The 19,784-nt window shown below is 44.0% G+C and carries 18 protein-coding genes, 1 pseudogene and 1 riboswitch; of the genes and pseudogenes, 13 read left to right on the top strand and 6 right to left on the bottom strand.

Features of this window, described 5'->3' with window-relative positions:
- The 3 genes from queE to queC are packed head-to-tail and all read right to left on the bottom strand — an operon-like array spanning position 1 to position 1,792.
- Positions 1-708 carry a 7-carboxy-7-deazaguanine synthase QueE gene (queE, locus tag ACSFXN_RS09190; protein ID WP_437149800.1) on the bottom strand — a complete coding sequence of 236 codons (708 nt, stop codon included), beginning with the start codon at positions 706-708 and terminating at the stop codon, positions 1-3.
- The gene (gene queD / locus ACSFXN_RS09185; protein ID WP_300992277.1) at positions 705-1,130 is read right to left on the bottom strand and encodes a 6-carboxytetrahydropterin synthase QueD; all 426 of its coding nucleotides are present in this window, start codon (positions 1,128-1,130) and stop codon (positions 705-707) included. Before queD ends, queE begins: the two co-directional genes overlap by 4 nt.
- Entirely contained in the window at positions 1,127-1,792 is a 666-nt protein-coding gene (gene queC, locus ACSFXN_RS09180; protein WP_437149799.1) for a 7-cyano-7-deazaguanine synthase QueC, read from the bottom strand. Before queC ends, queD begins: the two co-directional genes overlap by 4 nt.
- A 7-nt stretch (positions 1,793-1,799) precedes the next feature.
- A riboswitch (PreQ1 riboswitch) is annotated at positions 1,800-1,843 on the bottom strand.
- A gap of 146 nt (positions 1,844-1,989) precedes the next feature.
- Between queC and ACSFXN_RS09175 the strand changes: the two genes are divergently transcribed.
- From ACSFXN_RS09175 to ACSFXN_RS09155, 5 genes are all read left to right on the top strand, one after another.
- A complete protein-coding gene (locus tag ACSFXN_RS09175) occupies positions 1,990-2,610 on the top strand; it encodes a kinase (protein ID WP_437149798.1) in 621 nt (206 codons plus the stop codon).
- Positions 2,607-3,995: a M1 family metallopeptidase gene (locus tag ACSFXN_RS09170; RefSeq protein WP_437149797.1), complete on the top strand. Its 1,389-nt coding sequence runs from the start codon at positions 2,607-2,609 to the stop codon at positions 3,993-3,995. The genes ACSFXN_RS09175 and ACSFXN_RS09170 overlap by 4 nt, the downstream gene beginning before the upstream one ends.
- 63 nt (positions 3,996-4,058) lie before the next feature.
- Positions 4,059-4,499, top strand: a complete 441-nt coding sequence (locus ACSFXN_RS09165; RefSeq protein WP_437149796.1) for a DUF4362 domain-containing protein — start codon at positions 4,059-4,061, stop codon at positions 4,497-4,499.
- A gap of 373 nt (positions 4,500-4,872) precedes the next feature.
- The gene (locus tag ACSFXN_RS09160) at positions 4,873-5,970 is read left to right on the top strand and encodes a hypothetical protein (RefSeq protein WP_437149795.1); all 1,098 of its coding nucleotides are present in this window, start codon (positions 4,873-4,875) and stop codon (positions 5,968-5,970) included.
- 30 nt (positions 5,971-6,000) lie between these two features.
- Entirely contained in the window at positions 6,001-6,411 is a 411-nt protein-coding gene (locus ACSFXN_RS09155) for a hypothetical protein (protein ID WP_437149794.1), read from the top strand.
- Positions 6,412-6,781: 370 nt separating this feature from the next.
- On the opposite strand, the pseudogene ACSFXN_RS09150 reads toward ACSFXN_RS09155, so the two are convergent.
- Positions 6,782-7,225, bottom strand: a pseudogene (locus ACSFXN_RS09150) (universal stress protein); the annotation flags it as partial.
- A 308-nt stretch (positions 7,226-7,533) separates the two neighbouring features.
- Between ACSFXN_RS09150 and ald the strand changes: the two are divergent.
- The gene (gene ald / locus ACSFXN_RS09145) at positions 7,534-8,649 is read left to right on the top strand and encodes an alanine dehydrogenase (RefSeq protein WP_437149793.1); all 1,116 of its coding nucleotides are present in this window, start codon (positions 7,534-7,536) and stop codon (positions 8,647-8,649) included.
- A 538-nt stretch (positions 8,650-9,187) separates the two neighbouring features.
- Here the strand turns inward: ald and ACSFXN_RS09140 are convergent.
- Positions 9,188-10,285 carry a M24 family metallopeptidase gene (locus ACSFXN_RS09140; RefSeq protein WP_437149792.1) on the bottom strand — a complete coding sequence of 366 codons (1,098 nt, stop codon included), beginning with the start codon at positions 10,283-10,285 and terminating at the stop codon, positions 9,188-9,190.
- Positions 10,286-10,376: 91 nt separating this feature from the next.
- Here ACSFXN_RS09140 and ACSFXN_RS09135 point away from each other — a divergent pair, with 91 nt between their 5' ends.
- On the top strand, positions 10,377-11,057 hold the full coding sequence (locus ACSFXN_RS09135; protein ID WP_300992285.1) for a metal-dependent hydrolase: 681 nt from the start codon (positions 10,377-10,379) through the stop codon (positions 11,055-11,057).
- Between the two features lie 147 nt (positions 11,058-11,204).
- Complete coding sequence (locus tag ACSFXN_RS09130; RefSeq protein WP_300992286.1) at positions 11,205-12,512, top strand: DRTGG domain-containing protein; 1,308 nt, start codon at positions 11,205-11,207, stop codon at positions 12,510-12,512.
- Between the two features lie 40 nt (positions 12,513-12,552).
- Here ACSFXN_RS09130 and ACSFXN_RS09125 read toward each other — a convergent pair whose 3' ends face one another.
- Entirely contained in the window at positions 12,553-12,852 is a 300-nt protein-coding gene (locus ACSFXN_RS09125; protein ID WP_300992287.1) for a YtpI family protein, read from the bottom strand.
- Positions 12,853-12,946: 94 nt separating this feature from the next.
- Here ACSFXN_RS09125 and ACSFXN_RS09120 point away from each other — a divergent pair, with 94 nt between their 5' ends.
- The 5 genes from ACSFXN_RS09120 to accA all read left to right on the top strand — a co-directional run bounded on the left by ACSFXN_RS09120 (position 12,947) and on the right by accA (position 19,683).
- Positions 12,947-13,885 carry a DHH family phosphoesterase gene (locus ACSFXN_RS09120; protein WP_300992288.1) on the top strand — a complete coding sequence of 313 codons (939 nt, stop codon included), beginning with the start codon at positions 12,947-12,949 and terminating at the stop codon, positions 13,883-13,885.
- Positions 13,886-13,907: 22 nt separating this feature from the next.
- The gene (gene dnaE, locus ACSFXN_RS09115; RefSeq protein WP_437149919.1) at positions 13,908-16,964 is read left to right on the top strand and encodes a DNA polymerase III subunit alpha; all 3,057 of its coding nucleotides are present in this window, start codon (positions 13,908-13,910) and stop codon (positions 16,962-16,964) included.
- 245 nt (positions 16,965-17,209) lie between these two features.
- Entirely contained in the window at positions 17,210-17,863 is a 654-nt protein-coding gene (locus ACSFXN_RS09110) for a FadR/GntR family transcriptional regulator (RefSeq protein WP_437149791.1), read from the top strand.
- Positions 17,847-18,719, top strand: a complete 873-nt coding sequence (gene accD / locus ACSFXN_RS09105; RefSeq protein WP_300992290.1) for an acetyl-CoA carboxylase, carboxyltransferase subunit beta — start codon at positions 17,847-17,849, stop codon at positions 18,717-18,719. The genes ACSFXN_RS09110 and accD overlap by 17 nt, the downstream gene beginning before the upstream one ends.
- Complete coding sequence (gene accA / locus ACSFXN_RS09100; protein ID WP_437149790.1) at positions 18,712-19,683, top strand: acetyl-CoA carboxylase carboxyl transferase subunit alpha; 972 nt, start codon at positions 18,712-18,714, stop codon at positions 19,681-19,683. The genes accD and accA overlap by 8 nt, the downstream gene beginning before the upstream one ends.
- Positions 19,684-19,784: the final 101 nt, after the last annotated feature.

Raw genomic sequence — 19,784 nt, 5'->3', positions numbered from 1 at the left:
TTACACTCCGCGTTTATTGCCCCATACAAGTGCGTGGAGCTGCGGCAAGACTTTGGCGTCGTTCATAATCGCAGAACGGATCGACTGGCCAATCAGCCATTCATAGCGCTCTAAAAGAGTAGCCGTCAAATGTGCATCATCGGTTGTTGCTGTGTCACTGTTGCCTGTCTGCAAAAAGAACGGGACGCCTGGATAGCGCAAGTGGACATCTTCTGCATACTTAAAATCTTCTTCGTCGAAAATGACGACTTTCAAGCTGGCATTTGAGTCGTTCAACTTTTGTAAAAAGCCATCCAATTTCTCGAAATCGGTGACCATGCCAGAACTTGGCGGCTTTGGTGAAATTGTGATGTCGTCAATTTTCGGCATCCAGTCCTGCCAAATCGAGCCTTGTGTTTCCACTCCGACTTTCCAGCCGTTTTGGTGGCATAAGTCGACAAGTTCTCCTATTCCTTTATGAAGGGCCGGGTTGCCGCCAGAAATCGTTACATGCGAAAATGCTTCACCGCCGATACTCTTCAGCTCTTCAATAATGTCGACAGGCTGCTTAGAAACGCTGCGGCCTGTGCCGTCCCAAGTGAATTTGGAGTCGCACCAAGAACAGGAATAATCACATCCTGCTGTTCGGACAAACATTGTTTTTTGTCCAATGACCATTCCTTCTCCTTGGATCGTCGGACCGAAAACTTCCATTACCGGTATTTTCATAGCAAGTCCTCCTTGCGCGGGCGGTAAACGACATAGCTTGTCGGAGTCTCGCGCACGATGACTTGCAGGCAAGTTGGTTTATTGGCAGTAGCCTGGAGAATGTCCTGGATGGACTGCCAAATTTGCTGAGCCAAAAGTTCTGTTGTAGGAAACTTGTTTTCAAATTCAGGATGATTATTCAAAACCGAATGATCGTATTTTTTATGGATGGCTTTTTTTATGGATTTAAAGTCAATCAGGAAACCAATAGCATCCAGTTCATCTCCGCCGACCGTGACATTGACAAAGTAGGTGTGCCCATGCATTTCCTTGCATTGCCCGGCGTCTTCGCTCGGGATAAAATGCGCTGCCGAGAAATTCAAGTCTTTGTTCAGTTCGAAACGGAATTCATGCGGAACCGCTGGATAGAATTGCTGCATCATACAGGTTCACCTGCTGACTTCCGCGCTTTGTATACCGCAAGTCCTTCGTTGCGTAAGACGCATGCTGGGCACTCGCCGCAGCCTGTACTTGGAACTCCGTTATAGCACGTCAAGGTTTTGTCTTGCACAAAGTCGAGGGCGTCCAGTTCATCTGCAAGTTCCCACACTTCCGATTTATCAAGCCACATTAATGGCGTATGAATGATAAATTGTTTGTCCATCGCCAGATTCAATGTCACATTCAGCGATCGGATGAATGTGTCGCGACAATCCGGGTAACCGCTGAAATCGGTTTGGCTGACTCCGGTAACTAAATGCCGAGCACCGATGGCATCTGCATAAACAGCTGCAAAGGAGAAGAATAAGTGATTTCTGCCTGGCACGAAAGTTGATGGCAGTTCTCCTTCTTTTGCTGTCACTTCAATGTCATCACGGGTCAGCGCATTGGCTGATAGCTGGTTGATCAACGTCATGTCGAGCACTTTGAAAGAAACGCCGAGTTCTTCTGCAATTTTTCGGGCACATTCAATCTCAGCTGAGTGGCGCTGGCCGTAATCGAATGTCACCGTGGCGACTTCATTAAAATTTTTCAAAGCCCAGAATAGGCAAGTGGTACTGTCTTGGCCGCCGCTGAAAACGACAACCGCTTTTTCTTTTTTCAATTGAAACATCTCCTTAGTTTTTTAGAGAGGGAGTTTGCGAACCTCTTTTTTGACCACTGTTAATAATAACATAGAACGGCAAGAGCGATAGTAAGGAAAGCAAATTTGAATAGCGCCATTTTAAAAAGTTTCTGAAGGAAAAAACAGCCAATTGTCGAATGATAAAAAGAAGAATCAAGGAAAGGTTTGATTGGAAGTTGAAAATAGAATACGAAGATTTTTTCAGGAATATCCCTCTGCATAATTTTTCAGGCAAAACGATTATTGGAATTGATGGATTAAGCCGGTCAGGCAAAACCACTTTTGCCGGCAAATTAGAGAAGTATTTAAAAGGCGCCGGTATTTCTGTTCAGGTATTCCACACCGATGACTTTATTGTGGAACGCAAGCGGCGCTATGGCACAGGGTTGGAAGAATGGCAGGAGTATTATTTTTTGCAATGGGAAGCTGAACATCTGGCCGAGTTTTTCTTTGGCAAATTGAAAAGCGCTAATTTTCTGGAGCTGTGGTATTACGATACTAAAAAAGACAGCCATAGTTTAAAAACCATTGAACTTCCAGATGAAGGAGTCGTTTTGGTCGAAGGCGTATTTCTGCAGCGCAAAGAATGGAGGAACTTTTTTGATCAAGTGGTGTACGTGGAATGTTCGGCAGAAGACCGCTTTTTCAGGGAATCTCAAGACATGCGAAACAAAACCGATTTGTTAAAGCGGCGCTATTGGAAAGCGGAAGCCTATTATGAAGAAACGGTAAAGCCCGCACAACAGGCTGATTGGCTGTTTGAGAATGCCGTCAGTAAGATAGGAGATTTCAAATGACCAGCATGCTGAAAAACAAACGAATGATTTGGATTTTAGTGGCGGTGGCTGCAGTTGTGGTCGGAGTGCTTCTTGTTTTCTTGTCGCGTGACAGCAATGAAAAAGGCTCAACTGAAATGGGCGCGAGCGCGGACTATAAAATAGACCTTTCACTGGATGAACAGAACCGGTTTCAGATCAGCACAGAAATCGAAGTGTTAAATGAATCAGAAGAAGCTTTTGAAGACCTCGGTTTTTATCTTGTGCCCAATGCCATTAACTCAGAAGAACTTCCGAATTTTACGCAGGAAGCAGCAGAAATAACGGTCAATTCAGTCAAGCAGGGCGATAGAGAATTGGCTTATAACCTAGAGAATAATGAGCTGCTGATTGAGTTGGAAAATACTTTGGAACCGGGAAACAGTCAACACGTGGTGATTGATTATACATTGCTGATCCCTAAAGACGGCATGCGCTTGTCCCAAGTCGGTGATAATTACTTTCTAGCGCAATGGTATCCGATGCTGGCTCAATATGACAATGGATGGGATATCCAGGATTTTGATATGCTCGGAGAATCTTACCATACCGGCTTCGGCAATTTTGAAGTGAGCTATAGTTTGCCTAAAGAGTATTTCGTAGCCAGTTCGGCCATCGAAGGAAACATTGAGCCTAGTTCCTCGGGAACCGTAAAAGGAGAGCGCATCAAGGATTTCTATGTGGCATTTTTGAATACGGAAGAATGGCTGCATGAATCCGTACAAGCAAACGATACGGTATTGCGGTTGTTTATGCCGAATGACCAAGACTTTCTTGACGAAAATATAGTCAAGGCGAAAGCTGCTTATACTTTCTTCGAAGAAAATATCGGGGACAACCCGTTCCCGGAACTTGATATTATTGCGAATGACGGCTATATGGAATATCCGAATGTTATAGAGGTAGCCAAAACTCGGGATGCACTTGACGAAGTATTAGTCCACGAAATTGCCCATCAATGGTTTTATTATATTGTCGGCAATGACCCATATGAAGATGCTTGGGCAGATGAAAGCCTGACAGAATTTGCGGCATCGATTTTTTTAGCGGATTATTATAATGATGAACAGTACGGCTTTAGTTCAGCCCAAGACTCCGCTGCATACTACCCGACTGAAAATTATGTGAATTTACCGCTGGAAAAGTTCAATGAAGGGTCATATGTTTCCACTGTATACGGGGAAGCGCCGCTATTATTGCGGGATTTTTTCAATGAGAGAGGCGGCCAGGAAGAAGCGCTTGAATTTCTTTCCGCGTATTATCAGGAATATCAATTCAAGAATGTCAATACGCCTGAATTCAAAGAATTTTTTATAGACTATTATGGGGAAGAGCAGAGAAAATTTTTGGACAGCTGGCTGAAATAAATTAGCAGGAACATGTAATTTTCAACGGGCACTTTCGTCTAATTGAAAAAGAAGGTGTAAATGATGGGTAAGTTGAAAAAAATTTTACTGATCGGATTAGCATTATTGGCTGCCGGCTGCCAAAGCTCTGCTGAAGAGCCAGGAAATCCCGATGCAAATGGCGATGATTCATATGGAAGAGATCGAATTTTTAACCGGCATGGAGAAATTGAAAACTTGGACAGGTTTGAGAGGTTCTTGTCATACGTTAATCAAGGGCAAGAAGATGCCATCCGCATCGTCAATTACACCATTGAAGGCGACCCGATATACCAAGATCTTAGCTTTAATGGGGAAATGATTGAATATGTATACGATTCCAGCAAAGACAAATATGGCTCTGGAGAAGTCATGGAACTGAATTGTACTTCAATAGAAAAAGAAGAACAGGTAGACTTTACTGATTATGTATTGGCTGAATGCGATTCAGATATGAATCCGTTAATATTAAGCATCGGAAAATAAATTAGGCTCAACAGTGCCTCTATATTGGAAGCACTGTTTTATTTTGCATTTCAGCACCGTCTATATTTGCTATTAAAATATAGGAAAGAACAAGTTTATTAGGCTTAGGTAAAAGGTTTCAACTAATTGGCTGCCAGTCTATTCTCTAAATAAAGGCGACTTGCGTCTTGGTGAAATTTATATCAGTTCTTCCATCATTTCGTGTCAGGTTTTGGCGTAATTGCAACTTATCACGGGAATAGTATAGGGAAGACTTTTCTAAACAAGCTGCTGATGATATATAGAGAAATTGATTGAAATGAATATGGCGTTTATTATAGATGGACTTTCAATCCTGTACCCCTTAAGCGATGAAAAATAACGGAGGCCCGAAATGAAAAAAATAATGAAATACTTTATATTATTTTTAATTTTGATTGCCATGTCATTCGGGAGTTATTTGCTGATTTTCAATCAAGGACTGCTCGGCGGGCTGATGGTAGCCGCGGTGTTTTTTCTTATATGCATGGTCTTGTTTATTATGAGTGTATACGGAATTTTGACGCAAAGACTGGAATTTATGAGTCTCCGCAGCACAGGCGAATACACTGTTCTGATGATTTTTGCCCTTTCATTGTCTATCGTCGTCGGATTAATCACATTTGCTAATTCATACGTTGAATATACGGTGAAAGATAACGACTTAGCATATGAAGAAAAAACACGGCTTTTTACCAGCACAATTTTTCAAGTGCCATCTCAAAAAGAATTAAGTAAGACCGAAAAAAATGGAGTTACTTATTTTTATTCACAGGAAAGTGAACAGCATGTTGAAAAAATCGATGAGCTGCTGCAGGAAAAAGAAGATTTATTCGATTCCTATTTCGCTATTGAGAACGATGAAGGATTGACCATTGAATTCCATGAAAACTACAACTCACTGGAAGCCAATTCAGGCATGGAGGGAATAGCGGGCTATTACAGCACATACAACCGGACCATCCATTTAGTTCCAGAAGATGTCATGTGGGAAGTCATTCTTTTGCATGAATATACCCATTATCAAAGTCATTTGTTTTCCGAAGAAAATCACTTGTCTATTAACCGGATACCGGTATGGTTTGAAGAAGGCCTGGCAGACTTTTTAGCGGAAGACAGCAGTTACTGGTATGAGCTTGAAAATGTAAAAGTCATTGATTTTCATAATTTGGATTCAGCTATGGAGTTTGAAAGAGCGGCTTCGAGAAATTTTAATCCGTATGCCCAGAGCTATTTAGCCATTCAATCATTAGTTGGAGATCATGGCACGGATTTCATCCCGGAGATGTTAGAATCTAAGACAACAAATGAATTTTATGAAAATCTTCAAGAGTTGACCGGCATGGAGATAGAGGAATTTCAAAATACTTTCTTGAAAGGCTTGGAAAAAGAACAGCAAGCTAGAAATGCTAAGTTCGAACGGGCCTATATTGCACTTGAGACGAAGCGATAGGCGAAAGCTGAAGGAATTTTAAACGAACTCATGGAAAGCTACGATATTTATGATGTCGATGAAGCCCATTGGATTAGAACGGATTTGTACTTAGAACAAGGCTTTTATAGAAAAGCCATTGTTTCTCTTGAAAAGAAAATCAAGAATGATAATGAGGAGTTTAAAATAGATGACTTATTGTTATTAGCAGAAATCCAATTGCTGGCCAACCCGCAAAAGTCTTTGGTACATGCGAAGGAAGCGCAGGTGCTCAATGATTCACAAGGGGATTATTATGATCCCGCAGAACTTGAACTTTTAATAGAGGCTTATCAAAAAATCAATGACTCCAATCCTGTGGGAGGCTATAAACTGCTTATGGACCAAGAATTGGTGTGGAATCCTTTGGTAGTAGAAGAGTTGAATAATAGGTTAAAAAAACAGTATGCTGGTGAATTTTGATAAAGAGGATAAAAACAAAAAGACAAAGAGCTAAGAGCTTTCTGTCTATTTGTTTTTAAATTGTAAAAGGAAGGAGGTGAACCAGTGAACATGATTTCGTCAACAAATCACTGAATTCTAATAAAAACGAAATAAGAATTTGGCGAATACCAGCTATATAGAAGTAAAAAAAGACTCAGTCTGCAATGGCCGGCAAACGGAGTCTTTTACTTTGTTTTACAGAATATTATCGTCTGCCGATATCTTTTCCTACTTCTGAATCTGAACCCCTTTGAATCAATGTTTTGTCGCCTACAATATGCTCTGCATTCGGGTCAGAGCCGGCTTCGTCACTTGTTCTGTAGGAATTGGTATCGTTAATATCATCGTCTGCTTCTTCAGTGCGTACAACCAGTACGTCACATTTTGCCGAGCGCACAATATGCTCGGAGACACTGCCGATGAGGAAACGTTCAACTGTATTCAATCCAGTCGCTCCACAAATGATCAAATCAGCACTTACTTTTTTAGCCAGTTCTCGGGAAATCATTGATTTCGGCGAACCATAATCCACAAGAATATTAACGCTTTCAACGCCTGCTGCATGGGCCTCTTTTTTATAGCCTCCGAGTAAATCTTCAGCAAATTTCTGGGCACGGTCTGCAATTGAGCGATCGTAAGCTTCAATAGCGGCAAAAGATCGAGTATCAATGATGTTTACTAAATTCAATGTGGCATGGTTCCGTTTGGCGATGCCAACCGATTTTTTGAAAGCCCATTCCGCTTCTTTAGAACCATCAACTGCTACTAGAATTTGTGAATACTTTAACGTCATTTTGCATTCCTCCTTGTCTATAGTTATACATTTCGATAAATTACTGCAAGTTCCTTCTTTTATCCTGAACTTTTGCAAATGTCTGTCTTTTATAAGGAGGATTATTATATCTATATAACAGATGACAGAAAATTTATATACTAAAATTCGAATAACTATAAGTGGAAAATTAACAATTAAATGAAAAAAGAGACTAATTACAAAAAAATAAGTCAAATCCTGAAATATCTGATAGAATGGAGTTGCTTTACATATTTCAAATTTTTCTTAAATTACTATTCTAAAGAACACAAATGGAGGGTTTTGTAATGCGTATTGGGGTACCGACAGAAGTTAAGAACAATGAAAATCGAGTAGCAATGACGCCAGCCGGCGTTGTCAATTTAGCGCTTTTTGGCCATGAAGTGGTTATTCAATCTGGGGCAGGGCTTGGCTCAGGTTTTACAGACGAAGATTACAAAACGGCTGGAGCTCAAATCGTAGAAACTGCTGAAGAAGCATGGGCTCAGGAAATGATTATGAAAGTAAAAGAACCGGTTGCGTCAGAATACGGTTATTTCCGAGAAGGCATGATTCTCTTTACATATCTTCATTTGGCTCCTGAGCCAGAATTGACACAAGCGATGCTTGATTCTAAAGTAATCGGAATTGCTTATGAAACAGTTCAGCTTCCAAACAAATCATTGCCATTGCTTACACCGATGAGCGAAGTAGCAGGCAAAATGTCAACTCAAATCGGCGCTCAATTCCTAGAGAAAATTCACGGTGGCGGCGGAATTCTGCTTGGGGGAATCCCAGGCGTTTCACGCGGTAAAGTAACGATTGTCGGCGGCGGTGTTGCTGGAACGAATGCAGCAAAAGTGGCAGTAGGCATGGGAGCAAGTGTCACTATTCTTGACTTGAACCCGGATCGCCTTCGCCAGCTTGACGACTTGTTTGGTGGAGATGTTCAAACATTGATCTCGAATCCATTGAACATTGCTGATTCTGTAAAAGAAGCAGATCTAGTTGTTGGTGCTGTATTAATTCCAGGCGCAAAAGCTCCAAAACTTGTATCTGAAGATATGATTAAATCTATGAAACCAGGTTCTGTCGTGGTTGATATCGCAATCGATCAAGGCGGAATATTCGAAACAAGCGACCGCATCACGACTCACGACAACCCGACTTATGTAAAACATAATGTTGTCCATTACGCTGTCGCAAATATGCCAGGAGCAGTTCCGCGGACTTCAACAATGGGTCTGACAAACGTAACGGTTCCGTATGCAGTCCAAATTGCCAACAAAGGCTTCAAAAAAGCTGTGCTTGAAAACGAAGCATTGAAAAAAGGCGTCAACACTTTCCAAGGTTATGTAACGTATGAAGCTGTTGCAAAAGACCAAGGCGTCGAATACAAATCAGTCGACGAGTTATTGGCATAATTAACATAAAAGCAGTTCCGCATTTTTGCGGAACTGCTTTTTTGTATGCTAAGAACTTGTTAGGAAGCATTTCGCTCCAGGGCGGACGCTTTTCGCGGGCACGGCTTCAGCCGCTTCCTTCGCTGCGCTCAGTCCAGGGTCTTCAGCACGTGCTGATTCCGCAGAAGTCGCCGCCTTCCGCTACATTCAACTTCCTTTTACCACTTTTAGAGAATCTCTAAAATCGTGACTGTTTTGGAAAGCTCTCTTGTATTGCCTCCTGCTCTTCAGTTATGGAGCCAAATAGCGGAGAAAACCGTACTGCTCCTGCAGCGTTACACGCTTCATCGCAAAGACTCGGCCTCGCAGGCGTCGGCCAATGTCTTGCCTGCGGGGCAGCGTAAGCAACGAGACAGCCGAGACCCCGCAAGGCGCGAAGCGGCTTGGCGCTCGCCCAAGGCAAGCTCAGCTGGTTGGCGGAATATCAGTAAGTGATAAAATTATGATTTCAAAACAATTATAAAAAAGGCAGTTCCGTTTTCGGCGGAACTGCCTTTTCTTAGTTGTTTATAATTTGAAGTTCTTTTGGATATTTCGTCAATACTTCGACGCCGTTTTCAGTTACAGCGACGTCATCTTCAATGCGGACGCCGACTTTTCCTGGCACGTAAACGCCTGGTTCAATCGTAAAGACCATTCCGGCTTCCATGGCCATATTATTGGAACCGTGAAGAGATGGGAATTCGTGGACCGAAATGCCAAGCCCATGGCCTAACCGGTGAGTGAAGTATTCCCCATAGCCGGCGTCTTCAATGACCTGGCGGGAAGCCTGGTCCAGTTCAGCTGCAGTGATTCCTGGTTTGACCGCATTTACCGCCGCCAGTTCAGCGCGCAGCACAACATCGTAAACGTTCTTTTGTTCTTCATTCGGTTCACCGAATGCCAAAGTCCGTGTAATGTCTGAGCAATAGCCTTTATGGACAACGCCAAGATCGAATAAAACCAAATCGCCTTTCTGAATTTTGCGGTCACCTGTTTTGCCGTGCGGCGATGCCGCTTTAGGTCCACTGAGAACAGTTGTATCAAATGACATATGGGTGACACCGCGTTTTTTCAGCGCCAATTCGATTTCGGTCATCACTTCGATTTCCGTGATGCCTTCGCGCAAGGTTTTGGCTCCGATTTCGATTGCATAGTCAGCCAATTCAGCGGCTTCTCTTAAAATTTGAAGTTCGGCTTCGTCTTTGATGACCCGCATCGCATTGATTTTATCATCCAATGCGATAAATTCCGGAGTGTCGAATAAGCGATTCAGTGCATCGTAGCGGTCTACCGTCATATGCGATTTTTCAATCGCAACTCTGCGGATATTTTTTGAGCGTTCTGAAGCGGCGCGATGCAAAACTGCCATCGCATCTTCGGTATCGACATGACCGACAATATCGCCGCTCCAGCCGGCGTTTTGGGCATCTGGAATTTCCATCTGCGGACAGATCAAAAACGGCTCTGCATCTTTCAAAACCATGACTCCAAGGAGGCGTTCGTGCGGGTCGCTCTTGAATCCGCTGGTGTAAAAAACGTTGTCTGGATTTGTGACAAACGCAGCGTCGATTTCGAATTCGTTTAAATAATCTTGCAGTTGCTTAATTTTATTCATATGTATTCCTCCTTCTTTATATGTGTAGCATATCAAAAATCAGGGTATAATACTGCTTGAAATGATTGCCAATAAACTCAGGAGGGATTTCATGCAAATTTCTTATCACGGACATTCTGTTGTGAAAATCAAAACAGGAGGCACCACTATTCTGATCGATCCGTTTATCAACGGCAACAGCTTGACGGATTTGAGTGTAGAGGAAGAAAAACCGAATGTTATTTTATTGACGCATGCGCATAACGACCATGTAGGCGACACGGTTGAACTGGCGAAAAGCAATGAAGCGCAAGTTGTCGCACCGGTTGAACTGGCAAATTACCTGGCAGGCCTTGGAGTCAATGCGGTGGGGATGAACCTCGGAGGCTCTCACAAATTCGAATTTGGAACGGTCAAGTATACAAAAGCGTTCCATAGTTCTTCATACACCACCAATGACGGCGAAGTCATCTATGGCGGGATGCCGGCAGGAATTCTCTTCAAAGCGGAAGGAAAAACGATTTACCATGCAGGGGACACGGAAGTGTTCGGGGATATGGCGATTATCGGGGAACGCAACAACATTGATGTGGCATTTTTGCCGATTGGCGACTTTTTCACGATGGGGCCGGAAGATGCCGCATACGCGGCAGAGTTATTGAAGCCTAAAACCGTGGTGCCGATCCATTATAATACGTTCCCGCCGATCAAACAGGATCCGGAACAGTTCAAAGCGATGGTGAAAAATGCAGAAGTGAATATCATGCAGGTTGGAGGAATAATCGACCTGTGAACGGATTTCCGGAGAACTCGTTTCTCCGGATTTTTTTGAGGCGAAAATTTCATTTTGCTGAGACTTTCCAGCCACACAGACCTCTTCGTTTCACTAAGGAATATGGTACACTAAAGGGAAGAGGAAGCAGAAAGAAAAGGTGAGTTTATGGCAACGAAACACGAACAGATTCTGGAGTATATCGAGACGCTGCCGGTTGGAGAGAAAATTTCGGTAAGGCGGATTGCGAAAGAACTGCAGGTCAGTGAAGGAACGGCGTATCGGGCGATTAAAGAAGCAGAAACGCAGCGGCTTGTTTCGACAATTGAGCGGGTAGGTACGATTCGAATTGAGCGCAAGAAGAAAGAGAATATTGAACGCCTGACATACGCAGAAATCGTCAATATCGTCGATGGCCAAGTGTTGGGCGGACGAGCCGGGCTTCATAAATCGTTGACGAAATTTGTTATTGGCGCAATGCAGCTTGAAGACATGATGCGCTATACGGAAGCGGGCAATCTGCTGATTGTCGGCAATCGCCTTAAAGCCCATGAATATGCATTGAGAGCGGGAGCTGCTGTACTGGTGACGGGTGGTTTTGATGCCACAGACGCTGTCAAGCGATTGGCAGATGAATATGAATTGCCCGTCATCTCAACCAGCTATGATACATTTACGGTCGCTACAATGATCAACCGCGCTATCTACGATCAGCTGATCAAGAAAGAAATTTTGTTGATTGAGGATATTTTAATCCCGTTGGAAAACACCCATTTGCTGTTTGAAAAAGACCCGATCAGCCGTTACCGTGAGCTGAACAAAGAAACGACGCATGGCGGTTTCCCGGTAATTGATCAAAGTGGCAAATTGGTTGGCATTATTACATCCCGAGATGTAATCGGCCATACCGATGAAGAGACTGTTGAGAAAGTGATGACGCGGGATCCAATCACTGTTTCGCTTCAAACAAGTGTCGCGTCAGCTGGCCATCGGATGATCTGGGAAGGCATAGATTTAATGCCGGTTACCGATGACCATGGAAAACTGAAAGGGGTCATCAGCCGCCAAGATGTCTTAAAAGCCATTCAGACGGCCCAGCGCCAACCGCAGCAAGGAGAGACGATTGACGACATCATCAAGAGCCAGCTGCGTCTGCAGCAATCAGAGAAATTAGTATTGGAATTCCGGGTCTCCCCTCAAATGACGAACTCCTATGGTTCTGTTTCATATGGCGCCTATACCACGATTTTAGTGGAAGCGGCGACGGCAGCGCTTAAAACGAAAAACAGAAGAGACAGCGCATTAGAAAATATGTCCGTTTATTATTTGCATCCAGTTCAACTGGACTCAACCTTGCTTGTGAAACCAGTGATTTTGCATATCAGCCGAAAATCCGCCAAAGTGGATGTAGAAGTGGTATTTGACAATAAGATAGTCGGAAAAGCGTTATTGACGTTCCAATTATTGGATCGATGACTGAAGAGGCAAAAAAAAATCTCCCCATTAGGAGAGACTTTTACTGATTCAGCCGTGTTTCTTCTGCTACGAACTTATGGTAATGTTTAGCTGCTTTATAATTGGTAATCATCATAGCAATGCCAAGAATGATAAAAATGGCAGAAACAATATACGTTACAGCCGACTGGTTGACGAAAAGGACATTGACTCCAAAGAAGAAAATGAAACTGCCCAGTGAAAAAGAAGCAACCGCCGCATACCATTTCTTGCGAATTGGAAGCGTTGCGCGGAACTGTTTTGTTTTATAATAAAAATAAAAAACAAATGATACAATGATTAAACCGACAAATACTAACATTAGGGACCTCCTGTATTCCAGAACTCAATTCTATTGTACTGAGAAATGGATAAAAATGCGAATGGATTTCCTTAGATAACGGAGGAACTTGGAAATGAACAGTCAAATCATCGACACAATTAAACAGTACGAAACAATCGTCATCCATCGCCATGTACGGCCGGACCCAGATGCATACGGTTCACAGCTTGGCTTAAAATACTTGCTTCAGCATAATTACCCGGAGAAAAAGATTTTGGCAGCAGGGGAGCATGACTATACACTGGATTTCATGGATTTTCCCGATACAGTTCAAGACAGTGATTTTGAAGGTGCGCTTGTGATTGTTACAGATACGGCGAATACCGAACGTGTGGACGATCAGCGCTATTCATTAGGTTCCAAAATCATAAAAATTGACCATCATCCAAATGACGATGCCTACGGTGATATTTTATTAGTGGATACCAATGCCAGTTCTGCATCGGAATTGGTGTATGAATTGTATACATATGGACAGCAAGTTGAAAACTGGCAAATGCCTGATTCGGCGGCTCGGCTATTATACGCCGGAATTATCGGAGACACTGGCCGCTTCCTGTTTCCAAGTACGACACAAAAAACTTTCGAAGTTGCCGGCGAATTGATCAAGTACGATTTCGACCGCAACGAACTGCATAATGGCATGTACGAAATGGACCGCAATCTGCTCCATTTGCAAGGGTACATCTATCAAAACTTTGTGATGGACGATAGTGGAGCCGCTTATGTCAAAATCACATTGGATGTGTTAAAGGAATTTGGCGTAACCGCAACTGAGACCTCGTTACTGGTTGGTTCACTCGGAAACGTCAAAGGATTGAAAGCGTGGGTGATCTTTATCGAAGAAGAAACGGAAATCCGTGTACGCCTTCGGTCAAAAGGTCCGGTCATTAATGGATTAGCCAAGGAATTCGGGGGCGGAGGCCATCCGATGGCATCCGGTGCCACGGCATACTCCTGGGAAGAGGCAGAACGTGTCATTGATCGGCTGATTGAAATTTGCGCGTCATAAAAAAGGAGGGATTGTCTTGTCAATGGTTTATCCGCATATAAGCACATCGGCTGATTTGCTGAAAAGCACGGTGCGCCTTGACGAACTTTTCCCTTTTCTCATGGAACAAGGGACAGCATCTGCTGCCATCGTCAATACAAAACTATACGGCGTCCTTCCTTTTTGGGAAGCATGCCACAAGGCCGGCATCCACGGGGTGGTCGGCCTTTCCACGTTCATCGAATTTGAAGGCCAGCAGTATCCGGTTGTGCTTTATGCGCAGACGAACACCGGCTATAAAAACTTATTAAAAATAACTAGCGCTTTATCGACCCGGGATAAAACGGCACTTCCGGAATCCTGGTTAAAAGCTTACCGCGAGGGTTTAATATGTGCGATTCCGAATAAAACCGAATGGATAATGGCAAACGCAATGGAAGCTTTGGGTTATTTGAAATCCGTTTTCAGTGAACGCTGCTATGGCAGCATTGAACGGCCCGGCGGAGAAAAAATGGCAGAAGAAGACAGCTTCTCAGCTAGTTGCGGTCAATTGGAAATACCGATTATGGCGACGCAGGAAACCCGTTATTTGCAGGAAGCTGATGCTTTTGCATTTGAAGTTGCTTCTGCCATTGGCCAAGGGCTTAAAATGAGTGATGCAGAACGGAAACGCCCTGAACACACAAAAGCGTATGTTCCTGCAGCCGAAGAATTCGCTGCCTGGTTTTCATCTAATCCGGAGTGGTTGGATGAAACAAAGAAAATGCTGGCAAGCTGCCAAGTGGCCATTCCGATGAATCAGCAATTGCTGCCGGTATTTCCTTTAGCGGAGGGAATTGACCGGCGTGCGTATATTTTAGAGCTTTGCCAGAATGGCCTGGCGGATCGGGTTCCAGGTTACTCCGATTCTTATACGGAACGCTTGCAGTATGAATTATCCGTGATCGGCAACATGGGATATATCGATTATTTCCTGATTGTTTCGGATTTCATGAAATTTGCACGGGACAATGGCATTTTGACAGGACCGGGTCGGGGTTCATCGGCAAGTTCACTGGTGGCATTTTCGCTTCGAATCACCGATGTCGATCCGCTGGAACATGGACTGCTATTTGAACGTTTTTTAAATCCTGAACGGGTTACGCTCCCGGACATCGACATCGATTTTGCCGATCATCGCCGGCATGAAGTGGTCGAATACGTAGCGAAGAAATACGGCGACGCCCGCACTGCTCAAATCATTACATTCGGGACGCTGTCAGCAAAAGCAGTCGCACGGGATACTGCCCGCGTTTTCGGTTTTGAAGCAGAAGAACTGGATGCCATATCGAAGATGATCCCGAATCGAATCGGTACAACTTTAAGGTCGGCGCTAAAAGAATCTCCGGCTTTAAATGACTGGATTATTGAAAAAGAAGAGCGCAAACTATGGTTCAAGACGGCATTGAAACTTGAAGGTTTGCCGCGCCACGCCTCGACTCATGCAGCTGGCGTGATTTTGAGCCCAACCCCGCTAGTCGACCATGTGCCGATTGAAAAAGGCAGTGAAGATATCTACATCACACAATGGCCGATGGGAGAGCTTGAAGCGGTAGGTTTATTAAAAATGGACTTTTTAGGATTGCGGAATTTAACGATACTTGAACAAATTCGCCGGCTTGTGCATATGGATACGAAAAAATGGGTCGATTACAGCAGCATCTCTTTAAAGGACAATGCGACCTATGCATTGCTGGCAGCTTCAGATACTACGGGAATCTTCCAGCTGGAATCTGACGGCATGCGCCGGGCGCTTCAGCAAATCCGTCCGACAGCATTCGGCGATATCGTAGCAGTCAATGCGCTGTTCCGGCCGGGGCCGATGGAATTTATCCCGCTTTATGCAAAACGAAAACATAAACAAGAACAAGTCGATTATGTCCATCCCATACTTGAACCGATTTTAAGTGAGACTTACGGAGTCATAGTTTATCAGGAGCAAATCATGCAGATTGCCGCCAAAATGGCAGGCTTTTCATTAGGAGAAGCAGATTTACTGAGACGGGCAGTCAGCAAAAAAAAGCGTGAAATTCTCGACGAGGAACGGCTGCACTTCACCCGCGGAGCGATAGCGAAAGGCTTTACGGAAGCGGCCGCGACAGAAGTCTATAACTTGATCGTCCGTTTCGCTGACTATGGTTTTCCGAAAAGCCATGCCGTTGCCTACAGCATGATTTCTTATCAGCTGGCTTTCATGAAAACCCATTACGCCGTTTATTTTTACGCGGCTATCTTAGCGAATAGTGCAGGGAACGCTGAAAAAACGCAGCAATTGCTGCAGGAAATAAAAGAAAAGAAAATTGGCCTGTTGCCGCCTTCCGTCCAAAAAAGCTTTTATTCGTTTTCGGTCGAAGAAGGCCAGATTCGAATAGGATTGAACACGGTCAAAGGAGTGCCGGGAAGTGCCGTCAAGGCGTTGATGGAAGCCCGGAAAGAAGGTCCGTTTACCAGCATGTTCGATATCGCGGAGCGCATTTCTGCCATCCATTTTACCCGCAAAGCATTCGAACCGTTGATTAAAGCAGGGGCATTGGATGATTTTGGGCTGGACCGGGCAGTATTGCTTGCCTCTCTGGACAGCGCCATAAAACATGCAGAACTGGTGAAACCGAACGAAGAACCGGGATTATTTGACGATATGGGCACGAGTTTTATGAAACCCAAATATGCAAAAGCCAATCCAATCCCAGAGAATATGAAACTGGATTTTGAAAAAGAAGTTCTCGGCTTTTATTTATCAACGCATCCAATCGCCAGAGAAAAAGAAAAACGGGCGAAAAATTTTGCGGAATTGAAAGATTTGAAAAACAAGCGGGACCGGGAGCAAGTAGCTGTTCTTGGCATGGTGGAGGAAATCAAACGGATTCGTACAAAAAAAGGAGATGCCATGGCATTTGTCAGTCTGCAGGATGATACCGGCCTGGCTTCTGTCACGTTGTTTCCGAAAGAATATGCGAAATACAATGTGCTGTTAGAACAGCATGCCGTCCTGGAAATACAAGGAGCCATTGAAAACCGCAATCATAAAGTTTCAGTTATTTGTAAATCGATTGAAACATAATGGCAGTTGGCAGAGAAAAAAAGACTGTAAACCATCTTGGAATTTTCCGGCTGGTGACAGTCTTTTTTTATGGCTATTTGGGCGGGGATATTACTGAAGATTCGGCGAAATACACTTAAAAGCTCCAATCACTGCTTTTCTGTCAAGAAAAGCAGTTTTTTCTTTACGGCAAGTGAAAAATTTTGTATCCTAAACATTATGAGTGGCCAGACCACTTTCAAATTAATGGAAACCGAGGAGCAATCATGAAACAACCAAAGCGATATTTAGATATAGTGAGAGATATTCGTGACATGATTCGGCGGGAAAAAATCCGGCCGGGCGACCGTATTCCATCTGAAAGAGAATTGGCTGAAACAATGCAAGTCGGAAGGTCGACTCTTCGGGAAGCACTTCGCAGCCTGGAGCTGCTGGGCCTGATTGAAACCCGGAGAGGAGAAGGCACGTTTCTGGCAGACCACAGAAATCATCAGCTAGTAGAAGTTTTATCCACGTTCATATTGCAGGACAACCAATCACAAAAAGATGTTTGGGAAACAAGGCTTATGCATGAGGCTGCGGCAATTCGTCTGATTTGCCAAAATGATTCGCTGAGCGGGCTGCTTGTATGGGATAGCTTCAAAAAAAGGCTGGACGGAGATGAAGGTTTTCTGCGGGAAGATTTCGTCCGTGAAGTAATGGTACTGTCCGGAAATCGTTTATCTTTAAAAATTTGGTTTTTATTGCAGCAATATAGCGGCAATCCTTATGCAGAAACTGTCAGTGAACCGGAAAAAGAACTCATACTGCCGATACTGAATGCGCTCGAACAGCGTGACACAGAGTCAGCCGTCCAGTCCTTCAAAATATGGAGTGGATGGATACAAAAGAGGAGAATGCAAAATGGCGATGATTCGTGAGATTTTCAAACGAAACAAAGACAAAAGAGAAACTACAATTCCAACAAAAAAATCCAAAGATGTTCCGGAAGGATTAATGACCAAATGTCCTTCTTGTAAACATATTACACTCACTAAAGAGCTCATCAAACTTCATAAAGTATGTCCGAAATGCGATCATCACTTTAAAATGACTGCCTACGAGCGGATTGAAAGCTTGCTGGATGAAGAAACATTTACATCCATGGACGACCATTTGAAATCCGAGAATCCTTTAGGATTTCCAGGGTATTCTGAAAAAATCCAGTCTGACAGTGAGAAAACCGGATTAAATGAAGCGGTGCTTACAGGTTCGGGGTTGCTTAAAGGCCAGAAAGTGGTCGTGGCAATTATGGATTCTCATTTCAGGATGGGCTCGATGGGCTCTGTCGTAGGGGAAAAAATTACACGGGCGATTGAAGCGGCAACTAAACAGCGTTTGCCGTTTATCATTTTCACGGCAAGCGGAGGGGCACGCATGCAGGAAGGCGTATTGTCATTGATGCAAATGGCCAAAACAAGCGTTGCCTTGAAACGCCACAGCAATGAAGGCTTGCTGTTCATTTCGGTTCTGACGCATCCGACGACAGGCGGAGTTTCAGCAAGTTTCGCTTCTGTCGGGGATATCAATATTGCCGAACCAAAAGCGCTGATCGGGTTCGCAGGACGCCGGGTAATCGAGCAGACTGTCCGGGAAAAGCTGCCTGAGAATTTTCAGACAGCAGAGTTTTTGCTGGAACATGGCCAGCTGGATGCCGTAGTTCATCGTGAGAACATGCAAGATACATTAGCGACACTCGTGCGATTGCACAATAAGGGGGCAGAAAAAAATGCCTAAAAATACTGCGGCACCGAAAACATTGGCTTTTGAAGAACCATTGATTCAGTTGCGCCAAAAAATTGATGAACTGAAAGAATATACAAAGACTGCAGAAGTCGATTTAAGTTCAGAAATCCAAAGCTTGGAAGAGCGATTATCCAAGCTCGAAAATGATATCTATGAAAATATGAAACCGTGGGACCGTGTTCAAGTGGCACGCCACCCTGAGCGCCCGACAACGCTCGATTATATTCCGATCTTGTTTGAAGATTTTATTGAACTGCATGGCGACCGGCTTTATGGCGATGACGAAGCAATCGTTGGTGGAATTGCTTCTTTCAACGACCAGCCGGTCACTGTTATCGGCCACCAGCGGGGAAAAAGCACTAAAGAAAATATACGCCGCAATTTCGGAATGCCTCATCCAGAAGGCTATAGAAAAGCGCTGCGCTTGATGAAACAGGCAGAAAAGTTCAAACGCCCGATTATTTGCTTGATTGATACAAAAGGTGCGTATCCAGGGAAAGCTGCCGAAGAACGCGGCCAAAGTGAAGCGATTGCCCGCAATCTGGTTGAGATGGCGGGGCTTGAGGTCCCCGTTGTGTCAATCGTCATTGGTGAAGGCGGGAGCGGTGGTGCACTGGCTCTTGGCGTCGGCAACCATATTTTGATGCTTGAGAATTCAACGTTCTCTGTTATTTCACCGGAAGGTGCTGCGTCGATTTTATGGAAAGATTCTGCGCTTGCCCAAACAGCAGCAGAAGCGATGAAAATTACAGCGCCGGATCTGCTGGAGATGAAAATCATCGAGCGAATGATTCCAGAAGTCCGGGGAGGCGCCCATCACGACTATGATAAACAAGCCCGCTTTATCGGCGAAGCGATCAAACGGTCTTTGGATGAACTGAATGAGTTATCCGAACAGCAATTAATTGATCAGCGTTATGATAAATTCAAATCTATTGGGATTTTCAGCGAGTAAAGAAACCGCCCAGGCGGTTTCTTTTTTTGTTCGCTTCTGCCATTACAAAATCTTAATGGAAGAATCATGTTTTCAAGACTGACAGGTGGGAATCCACATGG

This window comes from Planococcus sp. 1R117A (assembly GCF_051417975.1).
GTDB lineage: Bacteria > Bacillota > Bacilli > Bacillales_A > Planococcaceae > Planococcus > Planococcus shenhongbingii.
This window is presented reverse-complemented; position numbering and strand designations above follow the sequence as displayed.

Coding starts and splice junctions, on each gene's coding strand:
- queE (WP_437149800.1), bottom strand. CDS start 708: ATGAAAATACCGGTAATGGAAGTTTTCGGTCCGACGATCCAAGGAGAA.
- queD (WP_300992277.1), bottom strand. CDS start 1,130: ATGATGCAGCAATTCTATCCAGCGGTTCCGCATGAATTCCGTTTCGAA.
- ACSFXN_RS09170 (WP_437149797.1), top strand. CDS start 2,607: ATGACCAGCATGCTGAAAAACAAACGAATGATTTGGATTTTAGTGGCG.
- ACSFXN_RS09165 (WP_437149796.1), top strand. CDS start 4,059: ATGGGTAAGTTGAAAAAAATTTTACTGATCGGATTAGCATTATTGGCT.
- ACSFXN_RS09160 (WP_437149795.1), top strand. CDS start 4,873: ATGAAAAAAATAATGAAATACTTTATATTATTTTTAATTTTGATTGCC.
- ACSFXN_RS09155 (WP_437149794.1), top strand. CDS start 6,001: ATGGAAAGCTACGATATTTATGATGTCGATGAAGCCCATTGGATTAGA.
- ald (WP_437149793.1), top strand. CDS start 7,534: ATGCGTATTGGGGTACCGACAGAAGTTAAGAACAATGAAAATCGAGTA.
- ACSFXN_RS09140 (WP_437149792.1), bottom strand. CDS start 10,285: ATGAATAAAATTAAGCAACTGCAAGATTATTTAAACGAATTCGAAATC.
- ACSFXN_RS09135 (WP_300992285.1), top strand. CDS start 10,377: ATGCAAATTTCTTATCACGGACATTCTGTTGTGAAAATCAAAACAGGA.
- ACSFXN_RS09130 (WP_300992286.1), top strand. CDS start 11,205: ATGGCAACGAAACACGAACAGATTCTGGAGTATATCGAGACGCTGCCG.
- ACSFXN_RS09125 (WP_300992287.1), bottom strand. CDS start 12,852: ATGTTAGTATTTGTCGGTTTAATCATTGTATCATTTGTTTTTTATTTT.
- ACSFXN_RS09120 (WP_300992288.1), top strand. CDS start 12,947: ATGAACAGTCAAATCATCGACACAATTAAACAGTACGAAACAATCGTC.
- dnaE (WP_437149919.1), top strand. CDS start 13,908: ATGGTTTATCCGCATATAAGCACATCGGCTGATTTGCTGAAAAGCACG.
- ACSFXN_RS09110 (WP_437149791.1), top strand. CDS start 17,210: ATGAAACAACCAAAGCGATATTTAGATATAGTGAGAGATATTCGTGAC.
- accD (WP_300992290.1), top strand. CDS start 17,847: ATGGCGATGATTCGTGAGATTTTCAAACGAAACAAAGACAAAAGAGAA.
- accA (WP_437149790.1), top strand. CDS start 18,712: ATGCCTAAAAATACTGCGGCACCGAAAACATTGGCTTTTGAAGAACCA.